The organism is Enterobacter cloacae complex sp. 394F7, assembly GCF_057320385.1.
Map to the genome: position 1 here is coordinate 252,758 of NZ_JBXWCS010000004.1, position 23,105 is coordinate 275,862.

The 23,105-nt window shown below is 55.4% G+C and carries 23 protein-coding genes and 1 pseudogene; 8 read left to right on the plus strand and 16 right to left on the minus strand.

The window, feature by feature from the left end:
- Positions 1 to 11: 11 nt before the first annotated feature.
- From AC2FAK_RS08200 to puuD, 4 genes are all read right to left on the minus strand, one after another.
- Positions 12 to 1,292 carry an NAD(P)/FAD-dependent oxidoreductase gene (locus AC2FAK_RS08200; protein WP_095454779.1) on the minus strand — a complete coding sequence of 427 codons (1,281 nt, stop codon included), beginning with the start codon at positions 1,290 to 1,292 and terminating at the stop codon, positions 12 to 14.
- Positions 1,289 to 2,782, minus strand: a complete 1,494-nt coding sequence (puuC, locus tag AC2FAK_RS08205) for an aldehyde dehydrogenase PuuC (RefSeq protein ID WP_311379464.1) — start codon at positions 2,780 to 2,782, stop codon at positions 1,289 to 1,291. The genes AC2FAK_RS08200 and puuC overlap by 4 nt, the downstream gene beginning before the upstream one ends.
- 157 nt (positions 2,783 to 2,939) lie before the next feature.
- A complete protein-coding gene (gene puuR, locus AC2FAK_RS08210) occupies positions 2,940 to 3,497 on the minus strand; it encodes an HTH-type transcriptional regulator PuuR (protein WP_013096835.1) in 558 nt (185 codons plus the stop codon).
- 25 nt (positions 3,498 to 3,522) lie between these two features.
- Positions 3,523 to 4,287: a gamma-glutamyl-gamma-aminobutyrate hydrolase gene (puuD, locus tag AC2FAK_RS08215; protein WP_095454854.1), complete on the minus strand. Its 765-nt coding sequence runs from the start codon at positions 4,285 to 4,287 to the stop codon at positions 3,523 to 3,525.
- A gap of 214 nt (positions 4,288 to 4,501) precedes the next feature.
- Here puuD and AC2FAK_RS08220 point away from each other — a divergent pair, with 214 nt between their 5' ends.
- The 3 genes from AC2FAK_RS08220 (at position 4,502) to AC2FAK_RS08230 (ending at position 7,668) form a co-directional block, all read left to right on the plus strand.
- Positions 4,502 to 5,920: a glutamine synthetase family protein gene (locus tag AC2FAK_RS08220; RefSeq protein ID WP_013096832.1), complete on the plus strand. Its 1,419-nt coding sequence runs from the start codon at positions 4,502 to 4,504 to the stop codon at positions 5,918 to 5,920.
- Positions 5,921 to 6,101: 181 nt separating this feature from the next.
- Positions 6,102 to 6,287: a hypothetical protein gene (locus AC2FAK_RS08225; RefSeq protein ID WP_418250462.1), complete on the plus strand. Its 186-nt coding sequence runs from the start codon at positions 6,102 to 6,104 to the stop codon at positions 6,285 to 6,287.
- Positions 6,277 to 7,668, plus strand: coding sequence for an APC family permease (locus AC2FAK_RS08230; RefSeq protein WP_095454777.1), 1,392 nt, complete (start codon positions 6,277 to 6,279; stop codon positions 7,666 to 7,668). The genes AC2FAK_RS08225 and AC2FAK_RS08230 overlap by 11 nt, the downstream gene beginning before the upstream one ends.
- A 76-nt stretch (positions 7,669 to 7,744) precedes the next feature.
- Here the strand turns inward: AC2FAK_RS08230 and AC2FAK_RS08235 are convergent, their stop codons facing one another.
- Entirely contained in the window at positions 7,745 to 8,998 is a 1,254-nt protein-coding gene (locus AC2FAK_RS08235) for an MFS transporter (protein WP_094084207.1), read from the minus strand.
- Between the two features lie 121 nt (positions 8,999 to 9,119).
- On the opposite strand from AC2FAK_RS08235, the gene AC2FAK_RS08240 reads away from it, so the two are divergent.
- The 3 genes from AC2FAK_RS08240 to bioD all read left to right on the plus strand — a co-directional run bounded on the left by AC2FAK_RS08240 (position 9,120) and on the right by bioD (position 12,193).
- Positions 9,120 to 10,025, plus strand: coding sequence for a LysR family transcriptional regulator (locus AC2FAK_RS08240; RefSeq protein ID WP_095454776.1), 906 nt, complete (start codon positions 9,120 to 9,122; stop codon positions 10,023 to 10,025).
- A 121-nt stretch (positions 10,026 to 10,146) separates the two neighbouring features.
- On the plus strand, positions 10,147 to 11,367 hold the full coding sequence (mlc, locus tag AC2FAK_RS08245) for a sugar metabolism global transcriptional regulator Mlc (RefSeq protein ID WP_038419279.1): 1,221 nt from the start codon (positions 10,147 to 10,149) through the stop codon (positions 11,365 to 11,367).
- Between the two features lie 130 nt (positions 11,368 to 11,497).
- A complete protein-coding gene (gene bioD, locus AC2FAK_RS08250) occupies positions 11,498 to 12,193 on the plus strand; it encodes a dethiobiotin synthase (RefSeq protein ID WP_013096826.1) in 696 nt (231 codons plus the stop codon).
- On the opposite strand, the gene clcB is transcribed toward bioD, so the two are convergent.
- The 7 genes from clcB to AC2FAK_RS08285 all read right to left on the minus strand — a co-directional run bounded on the left by clcB (position 12,128) and on the right by AC2FAK_RS08285 (position 18,766).
- Positions 12,128 to 13,438 carry a voltage-gated ClC-type chloride channel ClcB gene (gene clcB, locus AC2FAK_RS08255; protein ID WP_057072716.1) on the minus strand — a complete coding sequence of 437 codons (1,311 nt, stop codon included), beginning with the start codon at positions 13,436 to 13,438 and terminating at the stop codon, positions 12,128 to 12,130. The two genes, bioD and clcB, sit on opposite strands and share 66 nt — an antisense overlap.
- Before the next feature lie 103 nt (positions 13,439 to 13,541).
- Positions 13,542 to 14,690, minus strand: a complete 1,149-nt coding sequence (gene osmV, locus AC2FAK_RS08260) for an osmoprotectant ABC transporter ATP-binding protein OsmV (protein WP_029882806.1) — start codon at positions 14,688 to 14,690, stop codon at positions 13,542 to 13,544.
- Positions 14,690 to 15,337: an osmoprotectant ABC transporter permease OsmW gene (gene osmW / locus AC2FAK_RS08265; protein WP_006808875.1), complete on the minus strand. Its 648-nt coding sequence runs from the start codon at positions 15,335 to 15,337 to the stop codon at positions 14,690 to 14,692. The genes osmV and osmW overlap by 1 nt, the downstream gene beginning before the upstream one ends.
- A gap of 8 nt (positions 15,338 to 15,345) precedes the next feature.
- A complete protein-coding gene (osmX, locus tag AC2FAK_RS08270) occupies positions 15,346 to 16,245 on the minus strand; it encodes an osmoprotectant ABC transporter substrate-binding protein OsmX (protein WP_038980457.1) in 900 nt (299 codons plus the stop codon).
- Between the two features lie 18 nt (positions 16,246 to 16,263).
- Positions 16,264 to 16,974, minus strand: coding sequence for an osmoprotectant ABC transporter permease OsmY (gene osmY / locus AC2FAK_RS08275; RefSeq protein WP_013096821.1), 711 nt, complete (start codon positions 16,972 to 16,974; stop codon positions 16,264 to 16,266).
- Between the two features lie 269 nt (positions 16,975 to 17,243).
- Entirely contained in the window at positions 17,244 to 17,987 is a 744-nt protein-coding gene (locus tag AC2FAK_RS08280; protein ID WP_014831711.1) for a YoaK family protein, read from the minus strand.
- A 155-nt stretch (positions 17,988 to 18,142) separates the two neighbouring features.
- Positions 18,143 to 18,766, minus strand: a complete 624-nt coding sequence (locus AC2FAK_RS08285; RefSeq protein ID WP_095453062.1) for a glutathione S-transferase family protein — start codon at positions 18,764 to 18,766, stop codon at positions 18,143 to 18,145.
- A gap of 431 nt (positions 18,767 to 19,197) precedes the next feature.
- Here AC2FAK_RS08285 and AC2FAK_RS08290 point away from each other — a divergent pair, with 431 nt between their 5' ends.
- Positions 19,198 to 19,653 (plus strand): hypothetical protein, encoded by a 456-nt coding sequence (locus tag AC2FAK_RS08290; RefSeq protein WP_020688235.1) that lies wholly within the window; start codon positions 19,198 to 19,200, stop codon positions 19,651 to 19,653.
- Between the two features lie 251 nt (positions 19,654 to 19,904).
- Here AC2FAK_RS08290 and AC2FAK_RS08295 read toward each other — a convergent pair.
- Positions 19,905 to 20,264, minus strand: a pseudogene (locus tag AC2FAK_RS08295) (site-specific integrase); the annotation flags it as partial.
- A gap of 508 nt (positions 20,265 to 20,772) precedes the next feature.
- Here AC2FAK_RS08295 and AC2FAK_RS08300 point away from each other — a divergent pair.
- Entirely contained in the window at positions 20,773 to 21,222 is a 450-nt protein-coding gene (locus tag AC2FAK_RS08300; protein ID WP_005131814.1) for a carboxymuconolactone decarboxylase family protein, read from the plus strand.
- 245 nt (positions 21,223 to 21,467) lie between these two features.
- Here AC2FAK_RS08300 and AC2FAK_RS08305 read toward each other — a convergent pair whose 3' ends face one another.
- From AC2FAK_RS08305 to AC2FAK_RS08315, 3 genes are read right to left on the minus strand one after another with little or no spacing between them, the layout of a single operon-like run.
- On the minus strand, positions 21,468 to 21,947 hold the full coding sequence (locus AC2FAK_RS08305; RefSeq protein WP_005131815.1) for a carboxymuconolactone decarboxylase family protein: 480 nt from the start codon (positions 21,945 to 21,947) through the stop codon (positions 21,468 to 21,470).
- 15 nt (positions 21,948 to 21,962) lie between these two features.
- Complete coding sequence (locus AC2FAK_RS08310; RefSeq protein ID WP_240514596.1) at positions 21,963 to 22,571, minus strand: FMN-dependent NADH-azoreductase; 609 nt, start codon at positions 22,569 to 22,571, stop codon at positions 21,963 to 21,965.
- Between the two features lie 7 nt (positions 22,572 to 22,578).
- The gene (locus tag AC2FAK_RS08315) at positions 22,579 to 23,004 is read right to left on the minus strand and encodes a GNAT family N-acetyltransferase (RefSeq protein WP_020688232.1); all 426 of its coding nucleotides are present in this window, start codon (positions 23,002 to 23,004) and stop codon (positions 22,579 to 22,581) included.
- Between the last annotated feature and the right edge of the window lie 101 nt (positions 23,005 to 23,105).

A 23,105-nucleotide genomic window follows, 5' to 3' on the forward strand; every position in this document is an offset into this window, starting at 1 on the left:
TGTCGAAACGCTCATACGCCAAGACGATCGCGCAGGCTGTAATACGCCGCGCCCATCGCCGTGAATGGAATCCGCAGGCTGCGACCGCCCGGGAAGGGGTAGTGCGGAAGGTTGGCAAACGCATCAAAGCGCTCAGCGTCACCGCGCAACAGTTCCGAAATCAGCCGTCCGGCCAGGTGGGTGCAGGTCACGCCGTGGCCGCTGTAGCCCTGCATGTAATAGATGTTTTTATCCAGACGACCAAACTGCGGCATGCGCGACAGGGTCAGCAGGAAGTTGCCCGTCCAGCGGTAGTCGATTTTGACACCGGCCAGCTGTGGGAAGGTTTTCAGCAGCTTTGGCATCACCAGACGCTCGACATCGTCCGGATCGCGCGCGCCATAGACGACGCCACCGCCGTACAGCAGGCGGTTGTCGGCGGTAAGGCGGTAGTAATCCAGCAGGTAGTTACAATCTTCCACGCAGTAGTTATTGGGGATCAGCGTGCGGACGACCGCTTCCGGCAGCGGGGCGGTGGTCACGACCTGAGTGCCGCAGGGCATGCTGCGTTTTGCCAGTTCCGGTTCTATCTTGTCGCCCAGGTAGGCATTCCCGGCGACGATCACGTAGCGGGCCGTCACCTGGCCATGCTGCGTGCTTACCACCGCCGGGCTGGTGTGCTGAATGGCGGTCACCGGGGACTGTTCATACACCCGCCCGCCGTTCAGGCGAATGGCGTCTGCTTCGCCGATCGCCAGGTTCAGTGGATGAATATGCCCCCCGCTGCGGTCCAGCAGCGCGCCGGTATAGCGTTCGCTGTCGACTTCCCGGCGGATGGCACTGGCGTCCAGCAACTCCAGCTGCGTGTTGCCGTAGCGTTCCCAGTTGGCTTTTTGCTCCTCCAGCGTCTCAAATTGCTTATGGTTTAGCGCCACAAACAGCCCGCCGGGACGATAGTCGCACTGGATCTGATAGCGCTGGATACGCTCCCGGATGATCTCCCCGCCTTCAAACATCATGCTCCCGAGGACTCTGGCGGCATCGGGTCCGTAGTTTTTCTCAATCACGTCGATATCGCGGCTGTAAGAGTTAACCAGCTGGCCGCCGTTGCGTCCGCTGGCGCCGAAGCCGATGCGCGCCCCTTCAAGGAGCACCACGTCGTAGCCCATTTCGGCGAGATGCAGCGCGGAGGAGAGGCCGGTATAGCCGCCGCCCACCACGCACACGTCACAGCTGATCGACTCGTTAAGCGTCGGGAAAGGTTCGTAAGCGTTCGCGCTGGCCGCGTAGTAGCTGGTGGTATGTTCGGTCATGATTGAGACTCCAGGGCAATCCAGATGGTTTTCAGTTCGGTAAATTTTTCCAGCGCGTGCAGGGACTTATCGCGACCGTTGCCGCTCTGCTTATAGCCGCCAAAGGGTACGGTCATATCGCCGTCGTTATAGTTATTGACGAAGACCGAGCCTGCTTTCAGGCGGCGGCTCATGCGGTGCGCGCGGGAAAGATCGCGGGTCCATACCGCCGCGCCAAGCCCATATTCACTGTCGTTGGCCAGCGTTAAGGCTTCCTCTTCGGTTTTAAAACGGGTGACGACCAGCACCGGCCCGAAAATCTCTTCCCGACACAGCGGGGAGGCAGGATCGATGTCGACAAAAATGGTGGGACCAACTGCGCAAGGCCATGCTTGTTCCCGCCCGTCAAGCAGCAGCGTACCTTTTCGGGTTCCCTCGCGAATAAACGTGTGGACGGTATCGGCATGTGCAGCGTCGATGAGCATGCCCATCGTGCTGTCAGGGTCGAGCGGATCGCCCGGCAGCCAGTGACGGGCCTGCGCTTTTAGCTTTGCCAGAAAGTCATCGGCGATGCTGTCTTCGAGCAGCAGGCGGGTACCGGCGATACAGACTTGCCCCTGGTTATAAAAAATCCCGGCGGCGGTCGCGCTCACGGCTTTGTCGAGGTCCGGACAGTCGGCAAAGATAATGTTGGCGCTCTTGCCGCCCGCCTCCAACCAGACGCGCTTCATGTTGCTTTCTCCCGCGTCCTTCAACAGCTGCTTGCCGGTACGGGTAGAGCCGGTAAACGTCAGCACCTCGACCTCTGGATGCAGTGCCAGTGCCTGGCCCGCTTCGTGGCCGTAACCGCTTATCACATTCAGCACGCCGTCCGGCAGGCCTGCCTCTTTCGCCAGCCCGGCCAGCCGCAGGGCGGTGAGTGGTGATTTCTCCGACGGTTTCAATACCACGCTGTTGCCCGCGATCAGTGCCGGGCCCAGCTTCCAGCAGGCCAGCAGCAGCGGGAAGTTCCAGGGAACGATGGCCGCAACCACCCCGATCGGCTCGCGCACGATCATCGCCAGTTCGCCCGGCCACGTAGGTGCCACTTCGCCGTAGACTTTATCCGCCGCTTCGGCGTACCAGCGAATGGCGCGCGCCGCGCCGGGAATATCGTCGCGCAGGCTGTGGCGGATGGGTTTACCGGTGTCCAGTGTTTCCAGTAAGGCCAGCTCTTCGCCGTGGCGTTCCATTAAATCGGCGAGCTTATTGAGCACGGCCTTGCGCTGCGCCGGAGACGCCTGCGACCAGTTACCGCGCTCAAATACCTCACGCGCCGCCTGAACTGCACGGTCCACGTCCGCCTGCTTGCCCCGGGCCACGTTCGCCAGCGTCTGTTGTGTCGCGGGATTGACGGTTTCAAACGTGGCATTATCGGCGGCGTCACAATAGGCACCGTTAATAAATAACCGGGTCTCAATGGCGCTGTTTTTTGCTTTATCCTGCCAGTAAGTCAGGTGCTGAAAATGCATATTCACTCCTTTCTTTCGCAATCAGATAAATAAGGTCATGGCCGTTTCAGGCAATACGAAGCCGTGAGGCATCCCGGGAATTAACCCGTTGAATGCCGACATTGATCGTTTTTATTTGTCCCGGCGTAAGCGCACTTACGCCGGGACTGAGTGGTAATTAGAACGTGGTGGGGGTGTGGGCACTGATAATGCGGCAGATGCCTGCCGAGGTGTTGCTGAAGCTGTGCGGTATGCCGGTATTAATGGCATAGCTTTGCCCCGCAACCAGGTGATAAGGCTGGCCATTAATGGTCAGCACTATTTCACCTTCCAGTATCGTACCGATCTCCTCCCCCTGGTGTTTGATCCTCTCTCCGGTCGTGGTTCCTGGCTGGTAAGTTTCAAAAATCATCGCCAGCGTACGGTTCGGATTTCCGTTATGAACCAGCTTCATCGAAACCCCCTGACTGCCTATTTCGATAAGGTCTTCCTGATTAATAACCACCTGCGGTTCATCAGGTTTTTCCGGTTCCGAAAAGAATTCCGAGAGCGACAGCCCATAAACTTTCAGCAGCTTTTGCAGCGTACTGATGGCAGGACTGACTTTGTCCTGCTCAATGGTGCTGATGGCACTGTGTGTTAACCCAGACAGTTCGGCGGCACGCCGCTGCGAGAGACCCAATTGCTGGCGGATCTCAGACAGACGTTTCCCTGGCGCCAGTCCGTCATCGCTCATAGTTGCATTTCCTTTACGGTAGTGGTCAAAGCCGTTGCTTCTCGGCAATGTGGCTTTGACAGGCGGTGATAAAACCTTCAAACAACATGCGTGACAGGGCGTACTCGCTGCTGTTCCATTCGGGGTGCCATTGCACACCGAGGGCAAAAGGGTGGTCATGAACGCTGACCGCTTCGACGAGCCCGTCCGTCGAGCGGGCCTCCACGCGAAGCCGTGGTCCTAACGTCCGTGCACCTTGCACGTGTAACGAGTTTACCCAAAATGTGTTACAGCCTGGTATTAATTGAGACAGCAGTCCTCCCTCCTGAACCTGAACTTCATGAGAAGGGGCGTATTGTAGCTCAACCGGCAGTTCAGGATCTTCCCGGTGCTCAAGCAGGTCGTTCTGCTCGAACAGGCGGCGATACAGCGTCCCTCCCGTGGCAACAACCATTTCCTGCAGCCCCCGGCAGATGGCGAAAATGGGGATGCGCCTTTCGAGCGCGGCAGCAATCAGCGCCATACTCAGAAGATCTCGCCCGGGATCGGCGTCAGGCTCATCGCCGTTTTCACCATAAAGGTGCGGCTGCACGTTACTTGGGCTGCCCGGCAGGTAAATTCCGTCCAGGGTTGGCAGCAGAGCGGTAATAAGCTCTGGCTCTGCCAGCGCATGCGGTAAGGCAACAGGTAAGCCCCCCGCGTTAATAATGGCATTCAGGTACTTTTCTTGCAGGGTCTGGGTCTCGTGACCCTTAAGCCTGTTTCTGCACATCACCACGCCAATAACTGGCTTGTTCATTATATTTTCCATGATCGCCCTCACAAAGTGGACTAAATTTAGGCCATTCTCGCCTGTGAAACGGCCTTTTCGTTCAATATTTTCTCAATCTAGCAACGAGATCTGCCTTTTGCAAACTTAATTTAACATTTGACAAACAATTTGTTTGCATACAGATTCGATAGTGTGGACATTATATTTGACAGTCCAGAGCAGCGAACGCAAATCCCAAAAACGGTGGTAAATCATGGAAACCAATATCGTAGAAGTTGAGAACTTTGTGCAGCACACGGATGAGAGGCGGGGCAGCGCCTTTACGCAGGAAGTGAAGCGCTATTTAGAAAAGTATCCTGACACCCAGTTTATTGATGTCCTCCTGACCGACCTGAACGGCTGTTTTCGCGGCAAACGCATCCCGGTTGCCGGACTGAGCAAACTTGAAAAAGGCTGCTATTTCCCGGCATCGGTTTTCGCCATGGACATTCTGGGTAACGTTGTGGAAGAGGCAGGGCTGGGGCAGGAGCTGGGCGAGCCGGACTGTATCTGTGTGCCGGTGCCGGGCACCCTGACACCCTCCGCCGCCGACCCGGAATACATTGGTCAGGTGCAGCTCACCATGGTCGATGAAGATGGCGCTCCCTTTGACGTTGAGCCGCGGAACGTACTCAACCGACTCTGGCAGCAACTGCGCCAGCGCGGTCTGTTCCCCGTGGTAGCGGTAGAGCTGGAGTTCTATTTACTTGACCGTAAACGCGATGCTGACGGCTATCTGCAGCCACCCTGCGCGCCGGGCACCGACGTGCGTAACACGCAGAGTCAGGTCTACTCGGTTGATAATCTCAACCACTTTGCTGACGTGCTGAATGACATTGACGAACTGGCGCAGCTGCAGTTGATCCCCGCCGACGGGGCAGTGGCTGAAGCCTCCCCGGGCCAGTTTGAGATTAACCTGCACCATACGGAAAACGTGCTGGATGCCTGCGATGATGCGCTGGCGTTAAAACGTCTCGTCAGGCAGATGGCGGAAAAACACAAGATGCACGCCACGTTTATGGCAAAGCCGTATGAAGAACATGCGGGCAGCGGGATGCATATCCACATCAGCATGCAAAACAACAGAGGCGAAAACGTGTTCGCAGACGCCAGCGGTGAGGATTCCGCGCTGCTGAAACGCGCGCTGGCCGGGATGATCGATCTGATGCCAGCGTCCATGGCGCTGCTGGCGCCGAACGTCAACTCATACCGCCGTTTCCAGCCGGGAATGTACGTGCCGACGCAGGCGTCATGGGGACACAATAATCGTACGGTTGCCCTGCGTATCCCCTGCGGCGATCGCCATAACCATCGGGTCGAATACCGGGTGGCGGGAGCAGACGCGAATCCGTATCTGGTGATGGCGGCGATTTTTGCCGGCATTTTACACGGGCTGGATAACGATTTACCCCTGCAGGAAGAAGTGGAAGGCAATGGTCTGGAGCAGGACGGACTGCCGTTCCCGATTCGTCAGAGCGATGCGCTGTGGGAGTTTATGCAAAACGATCACCTTCGCGAGCGGCTGGGCGAACGTTTCTGCCACGTCTATCACGCCTGCAAAAATGATGAATTACTGCAGTTCGAACGCCTGATTACCGAAACTGAAATCGAGTGGATGCTGAAAAACGCCTGATGACGTGCCCCGGTCAGGGGCCGCTTTGTTTCATCGCATACGTATCACCAAACGGCCTGCGCGGAGCCTGGCCGAACTGTTCGCTGGCACGCCAGCTATCTCCCGGGAGTCGCGTTATGGAGCGCAGGCGGCACAGGGACTTTCTTAACGACACTGTGTGACGAGGTAGGAAATGATGCAGATGTTCAACTATCCGCAGGGCGAAGGGGGCCAGTCAGGCGCCTGCTGTGAGTGCGAGCGAGAGACGCTGCGCTGGTACGATCGCGTATGTTCATTACAACTTCCCCCTTTGCTAAGCAGGTTTGCGTTAAGGTCAACGCGATTGCAAACCACGGTAAGCATGGGGGGGATGGTCTATGGCGACTAACACGTCTCTTGATTCGCCGGGCATGGTCGGGAGAGCCCGGCTGCGCAGTTCCCTCAAGCTCTGGCAGGTGGTGATGATGGGGCTGGCTTACCTCACCCCCATGACCGTGTTTGATACCTTCGGCATTGTGTCCGGTATCAGCAATGGCCACGTGCCCGCCTCGTATCTCCTGGCGCTGGCGGGCGTCATGTTTACCGCCATCAGCTACGGCAAACTGGTACGACAGTTCCCGGAAGCGGGCTCTGCGTACACCTACACGCAGAAATCGATCGGACCCCACCTGGGATTTATGGTCGGCTGGTCCTCGCTGCTGGACTATCTCTTCCTGCCGATGATCAACGTGCTGCTGGCGAAGATCTACCTTTCCGCATTGTTCCCGGAAGTCCCGCCGTGGGTGTGGGTGGTGGGGTTTGTGACCATCCTGACGCTGGCGAACCTGAAGAGTGTTAATTTGGTCGCCAACTTTAACACCCTGTTTGTGCTGGTGCAGATCGCCATCATGGTGGTGTTTGTCATACTCGTGGTGCATGGCCTGCACAAGGGGGAGGGCGTTGGCACCGTCTGGTCGCTGCAGCCGTTTATCAGCGAGAACGCACATCTGATCCCGATTATTACCGGCGCGACTATCGTCTGCTTCTCTTTCCTCGGCTTTGACGCGGTCACCACGCTGTCGGAAGAGACGCCAAACGCGGCGCGGGTTATTCCCAAAGCCATTTTCCTGACCGCACTGTATGGCGGGCTGATATTCATTGTTGCCTCGTTTTTCATGCAACTCTTCTTCCCGACGATTGCGCGCTTCAAGAACCCGGACGCCGCGCTGCCGGAAATTGCGCTGTACGTGGGTGGCAAGCTCTTCCAGTCGGTGTTTCTGTGTACCACGTTTGTGAATACGCTCGCTTCAGGCCTGGCTTCACACGCCAGCGTCTCACGCTTATTGTATGTGATGGGGCGTGACAACGTCTTTCCGGAGCGGGTGTTTGGCTACGTGCATCCGAAATGGCGTACTCCGGCCCTGAACGTCATTATGGTAGGGATAGTGGCGCTGTCGGCCCTGTACTTTGACCTCGTGACCGCGACGGCGCTGATCAACTTTGGCGCGCTGGTGGCGTTTACGTTTGTTAATCTCTCGGTGTACAACCATTTCTGGCGGCGTAAGGGGCTGAACAAAACGTGGAAAGATCGGTTCCACTATCTCCTGCTGCCACTCATTGGTGCCGTCACGGTCGGCGTGCTGTGGATAAACCTCGAGGCGACATCCCTGACGCTTGGCCTCATCTGGGCGGCACTGGGGGTCCTTTACCTGACATGGCTGACGCGCCGTTTCCGCAAACCGCCTCCGCAGTTTGAAGCCGCTAAGATAGAGCAGGCCTGGGATTCCTGAATGTAAAAACGGCACCAGTACGCTGGTGCCGTTTATCTGGATCGCTCGTCTTACCGGATATCAGCCCGCAGGCGGATTATCTCAGACGTTTATGAAGACTGGCGCCCACCAGCAGTGCCCCGCAGAGCATCAGCGCGATAAACCCGCCCACGCCGTTCCAGCCGTAGTTGTGCCAGAACACGCCGCCCAGTGTCCCGGCGAAGCTGGAGCCAAGATAGTAGCTAAACAGATACAAAGAGGATGCCTGGCCTTTGGCACGACGGGCGCGCGGGCCAATCCAGCTGCTGGCGACGGAATGCGCGGCGAAGAAACCGGCAGAGAAGAGCAGCATTCCGGTGAAAATCAGCCACAGGGACGAGAAGAGCGTCAGCAACAGGCCCAGCAACATCACGGCGGTTGAGACCAGCATCACCGGCCCACGGCCATAGCGGGCGGTCATCGCTCCGGCTTTTGGCGAGCTCCAGGTCCCGGTCAGATACGCCACGGAGAGCAGGCCTACCACCGCCTGGCTCAGATGCCACGGCGAAAGCATCAGACGATAGCCAATATAGTTAAACAGCGTGACGAACGATCCCATCAGCAGGAAGCCGGTCAGGAACAGCCGCGGCAGCCCTTTATCCCGCCAGTGCAGGCGGAAGTTGATAAACAGCGTTTTCGGACGCAGGGAGGTGGGGCGGAAGTGGCGTGATTCCGGCAGAATTTTCCAGAACATCAGCGCAGAGGCCAGTGCAAAGCAGCCAATCACCGCCAGCGCAATGCGCCAGGTAAAGAAGTCTGTAAACACGCCGCTCAGCAGGCGTCCGCTCATACCGCCAATGGAGTTCCCGCTGATGTACAGCCCCATGGAGAACGCGACAAAGCTCGGGTGGATCTCTTCACTGAGATAAGTCATCCCGACCGCTGCCACGCCGCTCAGGGATAACCCGATGAGCGCGCGCATCATCAGGATCCCGTGCCAGCTGGTCATCATGGTGGAGAGCAATGTACAAACCGACGCCAGCATCAGCGCGGTCACCATCACCTGTTTACGCCCAATGGCATCGGAGAGGGGGCCGGTAAAGAGCAGGCCGACAGCCAGCATCCCGGTTGAAATAGAGAGTGAAATACTGCTGCTGGCCGGTGAGACGCCAAACTCGTGTGACAGCACGGGAAGAATAGGCTGAACGCAGTAGAGCAGGGCAAAGGTTGCCAGACCGGCTGAGAACAGCGCCAGCGTGACGCGCATAAATTGGGAGGTACCACGTTTAATAAACTGCGCCGGCTGAGAGGCTGCGGGTAAATCATCGATATCGCGTGCCGGTTCGATATCAACGGTAGATGTACGACTCACACATGTTCCTTGCTTAAACATCCCCGTGGTTTCTGGTGACGGGTATGACCACCTCTTCAGGGTAGGAAAATGTAAATATTCTGTCTAATATATTAATAATCTCAAATGATACTTATAAAATATGAATATCGAACTGCGTCATTTACGCTACTTTGTCGCGGTGGCAGAAGAACTCCATTTTGGCCGCGCCGCCGCGCGCCTGAACATTTCGCAGCCGCCGCTCAGCCAGCAAATTCAGATCCTGGAGCAGCAGATTGGCGCCCGTCTTCTCGCCCGCACCAACCGTAGCGTGAGCCTGACGGCGGCAGGCAGGCAATTTCTGGCCGACAGCCGACAAATTCTGAGCATGGTTGACGACGCCGCCGCCCGCGCAGAGCGGCTCTATCTGGGGGAAGCCGGTGAATTGCGTATCGGGTTTACCTCGTCTGCCCCGTTTATCAGCGCCGTCTCGCAAACCCTGTCGTCGTTTCGCCGTGACTTCCCGGACGTGCATATTCAGACGCGCGAAATTAATACCCGGGAACAAATTGCTCCGCTGAATGAAGGGGCGCTGGATTTAGGGCTGATGCGCAACACTCAACTGCCGGACTCGCTGGCGTGGCAGGTGATCCTGCGCGAGCCGCTGATGGCGATGATCCCGCGCGATCACCCCCTGGCGTCGAAACCTGCCGTCACGCTGGCGGAGCTGGCGAAAGAGCCGTTTGTCTTTTTCGACCCGCAGGTGGGGACCGGTCTGTATGACGATATTCTTGGCCTGATGCGCCGCTACGATCTCGCCCCGGTGATTACCCAGGAGGTAGGAGAGGCGATGACGATCATTGGTCTGGTCGCCGCCGGGCTGGGGGTTTCTATTCTCCCGGCCTCCTTTAAACGGGTACAATTGCGTGAAATGTGTTGGGTTCCGCTTGCCGAAGACGACGCGGTATCGGAGATGTGGCTGGTGTGGTCCAGACATCATGAACAGAGCAATGCGGCACAGCGTTTTAAAAAGCAGCTTAGCACCGCCTCTGCCGGGCGATATTTATAGGGAAAAATGGGCAAAAATGTGCAGTAAATCACATGGCTAAGTAAATATTTGACGACGGCCATGCAAGTGCTTCACCATAGCCCAAAGTTTATTTCGAAGCTCGAAAATAAGGGAGTACGAGGTGGTTGCTGATAGTCAGCCAGGGCATATTGATCAGATTAAGCAGACCAACGCTGGCGCGGTATATCGCCTGATTGATCAGCTTGGTCCGGTTTCGCGTATCGATTTGTCGCGCCTGGCCCAACTGGCTCCCGCCAGTATTACCAAGATTGTTCGCGAAATGCTGGAAGCCCACCTGGTTCAGGAGACGGAGATTCAGGAGCCGGGGAGCCGGGGTCGTCCGGCGGTCGGGCTGGTGGTGGAGACGGAAGCGTGGCATTACCTGTCACTGCGCATCAGCCGGGGTGAGATCTTTCTTGCGCTGCGCGATCTCAGCAGCAAGCTGGTGGTGGAAGACCGGCTGGAGCTGCCGCTTAACGCTGATCAACCGCTTCTTGAGGCGATTGTCACGCATATCGATCATTTCTTTATTCGTCACCAGCAGAAGCTTGAACGCTTAACGGCGATTGCCATCACCATGCCGGGCATTATTGATACCGAGAACGGCATTGTGCACCGCATGCCGTTTTATGAAGACGTTAAAGAGATGCCGCTGGGTGAGGTCCTGAAAAACCATACCGGCGTACCGGTCTACATTCAGCATGACATCAGCGCCTGGACCATGGCGGAGGCGCTGTTTGGCGCGTCACGCGGGGCGCGGGATGTCATTCAGGTGGTGATCGACCATAACGTCGGGGCGGGCGTCATCACCGACGGACGCCTGTTGCATGCGGGCAGCAGTAGCCTGGTGGAGATCGGCCACACGCAGGTCGATCCCTACGGGAAACGCTGCTACTGCGGCAACCACGGCTGCCTGGAGACCATTGCCAGCGTGGAAAGCGTGCTGGAACTGGCGCAGGTGAGGCTCAGCCAGTCCATGAGCTCCTCGTTGCACGGGCAACCCCTGACGGTAGATTCCTTGTGCACAGCGGCGCGGCAGGGCGATCTGCTGGCTAAGGACATCATTACTGGCGTAGGGAATAACGTCGGGCGCATTCTCGCCATTATGGTGAATCTGTTTAACCCGCAAAAAATCCTGATCGGCTCCCCGCTCAGCCAGGCGGCGGATATCCTCTTCCCGGCGATCTCGGCCTGCATTAGTCAGCAGGCGCTGCCCGCTTACAGCAAAAACATTGTGGTCGAAAGCACGCAATTTTCGAACCAGGGCACCATGGCCGGCGCCGCGCTGGTGAAAGATGCAATGTATAACGGCTCCTTACTGATCCGCTTGCTGCAGGGCTAACTCTTTTCCACAGACTTACTAAAAATTGCGCTATCTCAAGCCGGATAGCGCACGCTTCCCGTAGACTTCCCCCACTGAATTATTTACCTGGTTTATATTTTCGAAGCATACCCAAGAGGTGGAATGAGTCATGCTTAAGCGTTTCTTTGTTACTGGTACAGATACCTCTGTCGGCAAGACTGTTGTATCGCGCGCGTTGCTACAGGCGCTGGCAGCAAGCGGTAAACGTGTTGCAGGGTACAAACCGGTCGCAAAAGGCAGTAAAGAGACGCCAGAGGGGCTGCGCAATAAAGATGCCCTGGTTTTGCAAAGCGTCTCATCCCTGGAGCTGCCTTATGACGCGGTCAATCCTATTGCCCTGAGCGAAGAGGAGAGCAGCGTGGCGCACAGCGGGCTGATCAATTACACCCTGCTGTCGGATGGGCTGGCGAACCTGAGCGAGAAGGTTGATCACGTTGTGGTTGAAGGCACGGGCGGCTGGCGCAGCCTGATGAACGATTTGCGTCCACTTTCCGAGTGGGTGGTGCAGGAACAACTGCCGGTGGTGATGGTGGTGGGCATCCAGGAAGGGTGTATCAACCATGCGCTGCTCACGGCGCAGGCGATCGCCAATGACGGCCTGCCGTTAGTGGGCTGGGTGGCAAACCGTATCAACCCTGGCCTTGCGCACTATGCAGAAATCATCGACGTGCTGAGCAAAAAACTGCCCGGCCCTCTGGTGGGCGAACTGCCTTATTTGCCGCGCGCCGAGCAGCGCGAACTAGCGCAGTACATCGATCTCTCTGCTCTCGGCAGTGTGCTGGCCGTAGATCGAGTCGTGGCGTAACGTTCGCGAGAGCACGGACGCAACAACGCAGGCAATCAGCAGGCCGGGTAGCAGAAAATACTGCCCGGTCATTTCACACACCATCAGCGCCGACATAATAGGCGCATGCGTCGTGGCAGCGAGCAACGTCGCCATCCCCGCCAGTCCCAGCAAAATCGCCGTTTCAGAACCCGGCAGCCACAGCGCAAAAAGCTGCGCAAAGAGCATTCCTGTCGCCAGCCCGACAAACAGCGTCGGCGTGAAGACCCCGCCTGGTGCGCCCGAACCGCTGCTTGCCAGGACCGCCAGCAGCTTACAGATAAACACGCCCGCAATGACGGACAGCAGCGGCGGTGAGAGCAGAAAGGCCTGCACCACGCTATAGCCATTGCCCCACACTTTGGGCGTAAGAAGCGACAACAGCCCGACGATCACCCCCCCGAGCGCCAGCTGCCAGGGGGGTGAGAGTTTGAGACGCAGAAACAGGGCGTGGCTAACCGTCATCAGCCACATCAGCAGCGGGCCGCAGACGCCCGCCAGCAGACCGATGATAACGATCAATCCGTAATCGCCCGCAGTGAGCGTTTCGCTGAGATGCACCTCATACAGCGTGGTAGCGCCAGGGCTTAACAGACGCGTCGTCAGCAGCGCGACGACGGCCGCAATGACTACCGGACCGAGCGAGGCCAGCATTAGCGTGCCGAACAGGATTTCCGCAATAAACAGGCTTCCGGCTAGCGGCGCGTGGTAGGCGCTGGCCATTCCCGCCGCCGCCCCGCAGGCTATCCATAATTTCCATTCGGACTTCGGCGTAAAGCGCTGCGCAAACAAGGAGGCGGCGAGGGCAGCGAGCAGGATCATCGCCCCTTCACGCCCGATGGCGCTTCCGCTGGAAACCACCAGCAGTGATGCCAGGGATTTGACCAGGCTGGCACCGTAATCGAACTGCCCATCACCCGTTTCCAGCGCTTCCATATAATCCGTTGGCGCATGCGGGCGTTGCGCTGTCAGCCGCTGCCATCCCCACAGCAACAATCCGGCTGCCAGGCCGCCAAGAGCAGGCGTGAGCATGCGACGCCAGGGGGACAACGCCGCCGCGGCATTCACCAGGCTGCCGCTGTCGTTACTGAGAAACAGCCACTCCAGCAGATACATGCTGTGGCGAAACACGGCAACGGCCAGCGCGGCCAGTACGCCCGTGACGGTGGCAATCAAAAGCCGGCGAAACATCGCGCGGATATCGGGGTAAGTATGAAGACGTTGCATGGGTCGCGAGTAAACGGGGTCGATGCAATATTGTGGCGGGAAATGACGGGGTTAGCAAAAGGTCTGCGTGCGAAAAAAAGCCGGGCAAGCCCGGCCGGAAGAATTAACTTTCACTGTGGATATTCAGCGCCCGGCGCGTACGCCCTGAGCTGAGGTACTCCGCGATATAGTCCTGCGAAATCTCGCCGTTATAGCGACCCTCTTCATCCACAATCGGCATCCAGCTGGTGTTACTTTCATACAGGCGGGAGAGCACCACGCGCAGGTTATCTTCCGCTTTGCCGGTCATGCGGAACGGATGCAGGATATCGGCACAGGTGCCGCTGGCGTTGCGCGCTTCCCGGCGTTTCACAAACCCCAGCGGTTTACCGTGTTCGTCTACCACGGTGATGGCGCGGATATCGTTATCATCCATGGTGGCAAAGGCCTCTGGAAGCGGGGTAGAGCCGCGTACAGTGATAGTAGGCTGCTGGTCGGTGACGTCGCCTGCCGACACCAGCAGCAGGCGCTTCAGGGTGCGGTCCTGACCCACAAACGAGCCGACAAACTCGTTCGCCGGCTTCGCCAGCAGCTCGTCCGGGCTGGCGCACTGGACAATCTTCCCCTGACGGAAAACGGCGATACGATCGCCCAGCTTCAGGGCTTCATCGATATCGTGGCTGACCAGCATCACCGTTTTCTTCAGCTTGCGCTGCATCTCCAGAAACTGGTTCTGGATCACTTCACGGTTGATGGGGTCCACTGCGCCGAAGGGCTCATCCATCAGCAGTACCGGCGGATCGGCCGCCAGCGCGCGGATCACGCCGATACGCTGCTGCTGGCCGCCGGACATCTCGCGCGGATAGCGGTGAAGAAACTTACGTGGATCCAGCGCCACCATATCCATCAGCTCTTCGGCACGGGTTTTACACCGGGCTTTATCCCAGCCCAGCATGCGCGGCACCACGGTAATGTTCTCTTCGATGGTCATGTTCGGGAACAGGCCAATTTGCTGAATCACGTAACCGATGTTGCGGCGCAGCGTCACCGTATCCATCCCGCTGGTGTCTTCGCCGTTAATCAGGATCGTGCCGCTGCTTGGCGTAATCAGGCGGTTGATCATCTTAAGGGTGGTGGTTTTCCCGCAGCCGGATGGGCCGAGCAGGACGCACATTTCCCCTTCGGGCACGTTCAGGTTGACGTTGTCCACGGCCTTAAAGGTCTGGCCGTGCTTCTGTGAAAAATGTTTGGTGAGGTTTTCCAGTTTTATCATTATCGAATCCCCTTCGGAGTCAGTACCACCTGCAGACGGTGCAGCAGCCAGTCGAGCACAATCGCTAAAAGACAAATCATCAGCGCCCCTGCAATCAACATGCGGATATCGCTCCCGCCGATGCCGTTAAGCAGCAGCAGGCCCAGGCCGCCCGCGCCAATCACGGCGGCAATTGCCATTACGCCGATGTTCATCACCACGGCGGTGCGGATGCCGCCGAAAATCACCGGTAACGCCATGGGAATTTCAACCCAGCGCAGCCGCTGCCAGAAGGTCATGCCGATGCCGCGTCCGGCCTCACGCAGACCCGGTGGCAGGCTGTCCAGCGCGGTATGGGTGTTGCGTACAATCGGCAGCAGCGAGTAGAGAAACACCGCGGTAATGGCGGGCAGGGCGCCAATGCCCTGACCGATCAGCGAAAACAGCGGGATCATCAGGCCAAACAGGGCGATGGACGGAATGGTCAGCACGATGGTCGCGATGCCCAGCACCGGTGTCGCCAGCCATTTGTGACGGACAATTAGAATGCCGAGCGGAACGCCGATAATAATGGCCAGGCCAACCGCCAGCGCCACCAGCCACAGATGCTGCAGCGTCAGGGTTAACAGGTAATCCCAGTTATCCAGAATGTAGTGAATCGTCTCCATAGCGCCTCCTACAACAGCTTTTTGCTACGCAGGAAATCACGGGCGACCTGCTGCGGTGACTGATGATCGATATCCACCTTCTTGTTCAGCTCGGTGATAACGTCGTTGTTGAGCTGGGCGGAGAGGGTGTTAAGCGCCTCTTCCAGCCCCGGGTTCGCCTCCAGCGTGTCTTTACGCACCACCGGGGTGACGGCATAGCTCGGGAAGAAGCCTTTATCATCTTCCAGTACTTTGAGGTCGAAACCTTTCACGCGGCCGTCGGTGGTGTAGATCAGCCCGGCATCAACAAAACCGTCGCGCACCGCGTTATACACCAGACCGGGATCCATCTGGCGGATCTGCGGACGGTCAAGCTCCATGTTGTAGGCCTTCTGCAGCGGCTTCATGCCGTCGCTACGCCCGGCAAACTCAAGATCCAGTCCCAACAGCCAGTTTTTGTCCGGGTTGGTTTTACGCACCTGCTCAATCTTCGCCACCATCTCAGACATGGTGTTGATATGTTCCGCTTCGGCGCGTTTACGCTGCATGGCGAAGGCATAGGTGTTGTTCATATCGGCGGGTTTGAGCCAGACCAGACCGTGTTTCGCGTCCAGACGCTTAACCGTCTCGTAAGATTCCTGCGGCGACATGCGCTTGTTGATGTGGTTAAAGATGATCAACGACGTACCGGTGTACTCCCAGGTCATATCAATTTGTTTGTTGATCATCGCGTTACGGGAGATAACAGTCGCAATATTGGTTTGCGGCTGCACCTGGAACCCTTTCTTTTGCAGGTACTGCACGGTCATGGCCGAGAGAATATGCTGCTCGGTAAAGCTCTTGGTCGCCAGAATCAGCGGGGCGGCTATTGCCTGGCTGGTGAAGAGCGCCGCGGCACACAGCGCCGTCAGGCTGGATATCAGTCTCATGAAAGCTCCTTGTTATTGTTATCGAGCGAGATGGGGACTCATCACGCGACCCAGCGCAGCCAGCAGGGTGTCGAGGATCAGGGCAAACAGCGCGGTGGCCGCCGCGCCCAGGATCAGCGTCGGGAAGTCGTTCAGGTAGATGCCAGGGAAAATCAGCTCGCCGTAGCTGCTGGCGCCAATCAGGAAGGCCAGCGGAGCAGTACCCACATTAATGGCGGTGGCGATGCGGATGCCCGAGAGCATCACCGGCCAGGCGTTAGGTAACTCCACCTGGCGCAGACGCTGCCATTTGGTCATCCCAATCCCGTTGGCCGCTTCCAGTAATGACGACGGCACCGAGCACAGCCCGGCGTAGGTATTGCGCACAATCGGCAGCAGCGAGGCAAGAAACAGGGCGATGATGGCTGGCGTATCGCCAATGCCAATCACCACCATCGCCAGCGCCAGAACGGCCAGCGGCGGCAGGGTGTTGCCGACGTTGAAGATTTGCATCACGTATTCGGCTACCCCACGCGCCGCCGGGCGGCTGAGCAGGATACCCGCCGGAATGCCAACCAGCAGTGCGAAGAACATCGAGGAAAATACGAGGATTAAATGCTGTTGCCCGAGGTAGATCAGGTCAACCTGACGCGCCTTGATCGTCTCCAGCCCAATGCCCCAGGTGAGGAGGGCCAGAACCACGATTATGGCGCCGACAAACAGCAGCGAGCGTTTGAGTAATGGATGCATTGCGGTGTGTCTCCCTGTGCGCATGCGTTATCGCAACCAGCGGTTGCCTGTTGTTATGCCATGTTTCGGCAGGGGTAGTTGACCTATAGCAAGCGTTTGGGAAGGGTTCCAGCGAAGGGGGAAAATTAGTAACCCTATGAAACTAGTGACAACCTTGATTAAGCCTTATGAGCTAAGGGCTGGCTGTGAGAGGGCAGAATAGTCCTAAAGCGACTTCTTGAAAGTGACGGTGTCACAACTGTCGCGACATTCTGCCCTCTGCGTTTTGACTATCGGCCGAGGGCTGCGCGAACTTTGCGCACGCGCACCGCGATGGTAATCATGGAACAAACGGATACCAGCGCCAGTATGACACCCAGCGCCAGCATCGCATTAAACCCAATCCACCGGAACAGGAGTAACCCCGCGATACCGCCCGTAATAAACGAGAACAGGGTGGTTAAGTGGGTTTTAAGCTGGCTTTTCTGCGCCGCCGTGTCTTTGGAATAGTCCCGGCGCAGCATCGCCACCACTACCGAGGCCAGCGATATTCCCGCGTCCGTCAGCGTGCCGGTGATGTGCGTCGATCTCACCCGGCCGCTGGAGAGCTGGGTGGAGGTGGAATTGTGGATCCCCATCAGACCACAGAGAAAGATAATAATTGTGCGGTTGCTGGTGAGGGCATGGAAATACATCTCGTAAACCGAAATACCGGTCAGTAATAACCCTTCGACAAAAAGGATCTGGCAAAAAACCAGGCGGATATTATGGATAATGCCCCAGATAACAATAATGCGCGCAAGAATGGCACCCGTGACAAACGCCAGAATAATGGAGCCAAAGAAAATAATATCGTTCAGATCGGTGGAAGAGACTTCGCTGGATAATTGTGAGGTATTGCCGGTCATGTGAGAGGGGAAAAAGCCAAATGCCCCAAGGGCGATGGCGTTGAGCAAGCCAGCGGATGTCGCCAGCCAGAGGGCTAACCGGCGATCCTCCTGATGCGTTCGTTCTTTTTTGAGTTTAATCAGCAAGAATACCTCCGGGGTGAGCTTTGCCTGAAACGTCAGGCTAGCAAAGCGCTGAAACGGACAGTCCAGGATATGGCTTAATTATTATTCCCTCTGACGGCATGCAGAGTTTTGTAATTAAATAAAATATCCTTGCTGAATATAGGGCCGTGGGGAATTCAGACCATGCCGTTATTTCCGTGTCGCAAAAATGCCGGGCGCTGATTAAGACGTTCAAACCAGGCATCAATGGCAGGCACAGCGGGTTTGTCAAAGGGCGTCATTTTCCAGCGGTTGACCGACAGCCCCAGCACCACGTCTGCAAGCGTAAACGTTTCGCCCGCAGTAAAGGCGCCGGTGCGCTGCAACTGCTGCTCCAGAATGCCGATACAGTGGTTCCACTCTTTTATCCCGGCGGCAATCCGCGCGGGATCGTTATAGTCCGGGTTATTGCGCCCAAGCGCCGGGAAGACATAGCGCCAGGCGTTGTTGAATTCGGTTGCCTGCCAGTCCATCCAGCGCTCGACGTTAGCGCAGGCCTGCGGCTGCGACGGCAGCAGGTCATCGCGTCCGGCTTTGCGCACCAGGTAGCGGCAGATTGAATTCGATTCCCACAGCACAAAATCGCCGTCGATCAGCACCGGCACCATGGCGTTGGGGTTCAGGGCGCGGAAGGCGTCCGTTTCCGTCGGGGCAAATCCGCTGCCGTAATCTTCCTGCTGGTATGCAATTCCGGCTTCTTCGCAGGTCCAGAGGACTTTACGCACGTTGATGGAGGTGGTCTTGCCGAGAACGGTGATCATGGGTCAGATGTCCTGCACTGGAATGAATGGTTTAAAAACAATACATCAGTTTTGTGAAAGAGGTCGGGGCAAAATTGGGTGGCGAGTGCGCTGGATTGGGGGAGTGATACCGTCTTTCTGGAAGGAGCCTCGCAAACCTAAAAGTAACCCGGTGAAAATGAGGGTTAATGCTTTTATTCCGGTTATCGGGGTCGTAAAGTGACGGCGTTGCGGCACATCCGCAATCGGGTGTAGGAACCCGGATCTCACAGTGCGACTTTATTTTGTCGCAACAGTGCATATGCCGTTAAAATCACGGTGGCGCTGGCGGAGCAGCCGTTAAGGCTGGCCGTTTTCTCTGTGGGCGGTATTCCTACCTCCGTCAGCGCTGCCCCCTCGAGCGTAGGAACTCATCGGGTGGTTAATTCAATGTCATACACTGAGGATGCCTTATGGCTACTATCCCAACCCTGTCTTACCTGCAATCTGACGAAAACATTATTCAGCAGCTTATTACCCGGCCCCTTCCGGTTGACGCCGATCTCTTTGACGTCGCAGACAACTGCGCCGCGCTGGTGACCGTGCTGGTCGAAAGCGATGATAGCGTCATTAGCTCTGCACTCTGCGAGCGCCTGCTGCAAGCGCTTCATCGACTGCGTGAACTCTGCGATGCCGATCTCCCGCCGAACCTTATTGAACAGTTGATTGTGGGAGAAAAAATGACCTCCTGCGTGCCGGACTGCTGGCACGACACCGCTACCCAGATAGACTATGCGCTGGCACTTACCCAAGCCGTTAAAGGGGGGACATTGCCCGCGAACGTTGCAAAAGAGCTTACGGGGCTGCTGCACGATATGATTTGGCTACTGGCGGAGTTTGTGAAGGAGCCGCGAATTGTGGCGCACTGAGTGCGGGCAGGCTTGGTTAGCTGCTTAGAGGGTGGTGAGGGAAAGGGGCTGGATGGGCCCCTTTGAGGTTTTTGAGGGGGGGTTGTTATTGCTTTTGCGATAGGGGCTGGGAAATGGCTGCTATGAGCGAACAGCGGAAGTTCGTAATTTATTCCACATCTGTTGACGCGTGTTAATAAACAGGGAGCAGGTCAACCAAGCTTTTCTACCCACCTATTAAAGATTCGGTTGTATTTTCGAGTTAATATTTACTGATTAGTTCTGGCCCGAGACCGGAACAAGAAGTCTTTACTGTGCAAATTGCCAAGCTTTATCAATGCAGCAACTATTTCTCTTGTTCCTTTGGTGGTCTCAAGTTGCGCAGGACTACAGGCTTTCTGTTGCAATACCGTTGCTCTGCTTGAAACCAAGCTACCATCTGCCACATCAGATACTTTGCGTTTGACCAGATCAGAATCTCGAAGCTTACTGTCCAAGGTCATATTGAACAGAGCTAGATCGCGCCTTTTACCTTCCAATTCAAGCCGGATTCGGTTCCTCCAGATATGAGATATCTGAACTGGTCTTTTTTGGCCTACGATACTGCCTATGTTCCACGATGAAGTGTTCATACTCAAATCTACTGTAATATGGGAGATTCGAGTATGATTGTCCCTTATGAGCGAGAGGTGGACGTACAGAACGAATTTCATTACATATGAATTAAACATTTCTTCCCGGGGAACGTCGATTGTCTTTTGGGATAGCCAGGCTTTAGCCTGCTGGTAATCGTCAGTTCAGCCAGAAGAAAGAGTGTTCCGACAATGTATCCTGCACCTTTTTTATCATTATGATGAAGGCCTTCACCAAGTCACATTCTCAGGTGCCATTTCTGCATAAAGACTAAAACTGGCCATTCAAACAATCATCATTGTTGAATCAAAGTTAAACCCATACTAATTTCATGGCATTTCATTTTTATCATGTCCTACCCGTTTTCCTCTCCTTTGTGTCTTTTTTACATGTCAATTTTGATTATGATGACTTAACACTGAAGTATCCATCAGTAACCCTTCTGAAGAAGGTTAGGTATATTTCCGTAGATAAATCAATCATCTATCACTTTCTAAAGGAAAACACATGAAACGTCCAAATTGGTTCCAGGTATCTGCAGAAGGTTCAAAAGCACTGGGAACGCTGCATCATTTTGCCACAACAGGAACAAATCTCCCGGAAGAGTTAATACATTTGGTTTTTTTAAGAGTATCTCAGATTAATGGCTGCGCGCATTGTATTGATATTCACACCCGCGATCTTATGAAGTGTGGCATGTCAGTAGAGAAAATAGTTCTGATTCCCGTATGGGAGGAAGCTACATATTTATTCTCGGATCTGGAGCAAGCGGCACTGGCATGGGCTGAAGAAGTTACCCGAGTAAGTGAGACACATGCCTCGGATGAAGCGTATTCTGCAGCGCTTTCAGTATTTGGTGAAAAAGATTTGGTCGATCTGACCATCGTTATTGCAACAATGAATGCACTTAATCGTATGGGCGTCAGCTTTCGAATGAAGCCGCTGGCCAAGGCATAAATTACCATTCGTTTTCTTCTCGCGATTGGTTACTCATTTCCTCCAAAGTAAAAACCGCCGAAAGGCGGTTTTTACTTTTTTAACAGCTAGCGATGAATATAAACGATCTTAATATTCTTATAAGCATGTATAATATTAGGTTAAAAATACACTATGAATACTATTTGTGGGTGATTATTACAACATATGTAAGCTAATAATAAAAAATAAAGCCGCCAACAAGAAGTGTTGTTGGCGGATATTTATTAATGTAATTCAGCACGATCCAGACCGTAAGCGCTATCCATCGATCCTGGTGACATCTGTGATAAAATCTGGAGACGATTCCAGGCGTTGATTACAGCAATGGTGAAAGTTAACTCTGATACTTCCACTTCAGAGAAATGTTCGCGCAATTCGCTGTAAAGCGCTTCGCTTACACCATTATCACCAATGCGTGTCAACGCTTCAGTCAGCGCCAGAGCAGCTTTCTCTTTGGCGCTGAACAGTGGCGATTCCCGCCAGATTGCAACGTGATAAAGACGCAGTTCACGCTCCCCATGCATTTTTGCTTCTTTAACGTGCATATCCAGACAAAACGCACAATGATTCATCTGTGAGGCTCGGATATCCACTAAGTGCTTAAGTTTTTTATCCAGCGAGACTTTTCCTAATGCCATAGAGGCATCGGCTAGTGTTTTAGCCAGTGCGGGAATGGTTTTAAAATGATTCACACGTGACGACATATTGTAATCCTCTTTTTAAAATAAACGATCAATGGTTTGCAGTGCATGAGGTAACGCTGTAGTACGAGCGACGGGATCATGCGTACCGTCTACCCGAATAAATTGCACGTCGGTAATGCCAATATATTCAAGCGCTACGCGAATGTATGGCGTAAACTGGTCATCCGCTACAAATGGACCGTGTGCAAATACGCTGCCGCTGGCGACAACGCAATACACCTTTTTGCCGCTGACGAGCCCTATTTTTTTGCCCTCTGGCGTAAAGGCGAAAGTTCGTCCGGCGCGGGTTATATGATCGAACCAGGCCTTTAACACAGAAGGCAGGCCGAGGTTCCACATCGGTGATGAGATAACCAGCGTGTCACAATCTAAAAGCTGATCTACCAGTTGTTCCGAAGTCTGAATAGCGGTGAGCTGAGCTTCACTGCGTAGGTCTGGTGGGGTAAAAAAACCAGCAATGGTAAATGCATCAAGATGTGGTAGCGGCCTTTTAGCCAGGTCCAGCACTGATTCTTGAAGCCCGGCATGATGCGCGCGTAATTTTTCTACCAGGTACTCAGACGCCACACGGGATGTCGATCCTGATAAATCCGGGCTGACTTTAATGTGAAGCAGTTTCATCATTTTTTCCTCAAGTGAGATCGCGATAATAATGCAGGCCGAGGGCGGTATATCCGACACGCTGATAAAATGCCTGGGCTCCTGAATTACTAATGGCGGTATCAAGGACCATCTGACCACAACCGTATTCACGTGCGATGACCGCTAAGTGATTCAACAGCGTTGCACCCATCCCCTGACCGCGAGCCTCGTTCACTGTTACCAGATCGTCGACGTAACAGAATTGCCCGTGAATGAAATTTTCGAGCAGTCGATAACCGGCCAGCGCCATTGTTTTGCCATCCTGCTCCAGTCCTGCAAGCCGATAGCCTTGCGCCTGCTGGCGCTGTACCTGGGCGATAAATTGTTTCTCATTCGTTAGTTTGCTGCGTAGTTCCTGCATCAGCGCAAAGCAACGGGCAAGGTCAATGACGGTGTCGTAATGTACAATCTTCATGACGCCTCATAGTGAGTGGCTTAGTTAATAGCCATATCTTAATCTTGTATGTCTTGTTAAAAAGGGTCATTATTCGAATTAATTGATAGGACATTTAAAGG

Bases quoted from the DNA above. Each gene is read 5' to 3' on its own strand.
- AC2FAK_RS08200 (WP_095454779.1), bottom strand. From the start codon at position 1,292: ATGACCGAACATACCACCAGCTACTACGCGGCCAGCGCGAACGCTTAC.
- puuC (WP_311379464.1), bottom strand. From the start codon at position 2,782: ATGCATTTTCAGCACCTGACTTACTGGCAGGATAAAGCAAAAAACAGC.
- puuR (WP_013096835.1), bottom strand. From the start codon at position 3,497: ATGAGCGATGACGGACTGGCGCCAGGGAAACGTCTGTCTGAGATCCGC.
- puuD (WP_095454854.1), bottom strand. From the start codon at position 4,287: ATGGAAAATATAATGAACAAGCCAGTTATTGGCGTGGTGATGTGCAGA.
- AC2FAK_RS08220 (WP_013096832.1), top strand. From the start codon at position 4,502: ATGGAAACCAATATCGTAGAAGTTGAGAACTTTGTGCAGCACACGGAT.
- AC2FAK_RS08225 (WP_418250462.1), top strand. From the start codon at position 6,102: ATGTTCAACTATCCGCAGGGCGAAGGGGGCCAGTCAGGCGCCTGCTGT.
- AC2FAK_RS08230 (WP_095454777.1), top strand. From the start codon at position 6,277: ATGGCGACTAACACGTCTCTTGATTCGCCGGGCATGGTCGGGAGAGCC.
- AC2FAK_RS08240 (WP_095454776.1), top strand. From the start codon at position 9,120: ATGAATATCGAACTGCGTCATTTACGCTACTTTGTCGCGGTGGCAGAA.
- bioD (WP_013096826.1), top strand. From the start codon at position 11,498: ATGCTTAAGCGTTTCTTTGTTACTGGTACAGATACCTCTGTCGGCAAG.
- clcB (WP_057072716.1), bottom strand. From the start codon at position 13,438: ATGCAACGTCTTCATACTTACCCCGATATCCGCGCGATGTTTCGCCGG.
- osmV (WP_029882806.1), bottom strand. From the start codon at position 14,690: ATGATAAAACTGGAAAACCTCACCAAACATTTTTCACAGAAGCACGGC.
- osmW (WP_006808875.1), bottom strand. From the start codon at position 15,337: ATGGAGACGATTCACTACATTCTGGATAACTGGGATTACCTGTTAACC.
- osmX (WP_038980457.1), bottom strand. From the start codon at position 16,245: ATGAGACTGATATCCAGCCTGACGGCGCTGTGTGCCGCGGCGCTCTTC.
- osmY (WP_013096821.1), bottom strand. From the start codon at position 16,974: ATGCATCCATTACTCAAACGCTCGCTGCTGTTTGTCGGCGCCATAATC.
- AC2FAK_RS08285 (WP_095453062.1), bottom strand. From the start codon at position 18,766: ATGATCACCGTTCTCGGCAAGACCACCTCCATCAACGTGCGTAAAGTC.
- AC2FAK_RS08290 (WP_020688235.1), top strand. From the start codon at position 19,198: ATGGCTACTATCCCAACCCTGTCTTACCTGCAATCTGACGAAAACATT.
- AC2FAK_RS08300 (WP_005131814.1), top strand. From the start codon at position 20,773: ATGAAACGTCCAAATTGGTTCCAGGTATCTGCAGAAGGTTCAAAAGCA.
- AC2FAK_RS08305 (WP_005131815.1), bottom strand. From the start codon at position 21,947: ATGTCGTCACGTGTGAATCATTTTAAAACCATTCCCGCACTGGCTAAA.
- AC2FAK_RS08310 (WP_240514596.1), bottom strand. From the start codon at position 22,571: ATGATGAAACTGCTTCACATTAAAGTCAGCCCGGATTTATCAGGATCG.
- AC2FAK_RS08315 (WP_020688232.1), bottom strand. From the start codon at position 23,004: ATGAAGATTGTACATTACGACACCGTCATTGACCTTGCCCGTTGCTTT.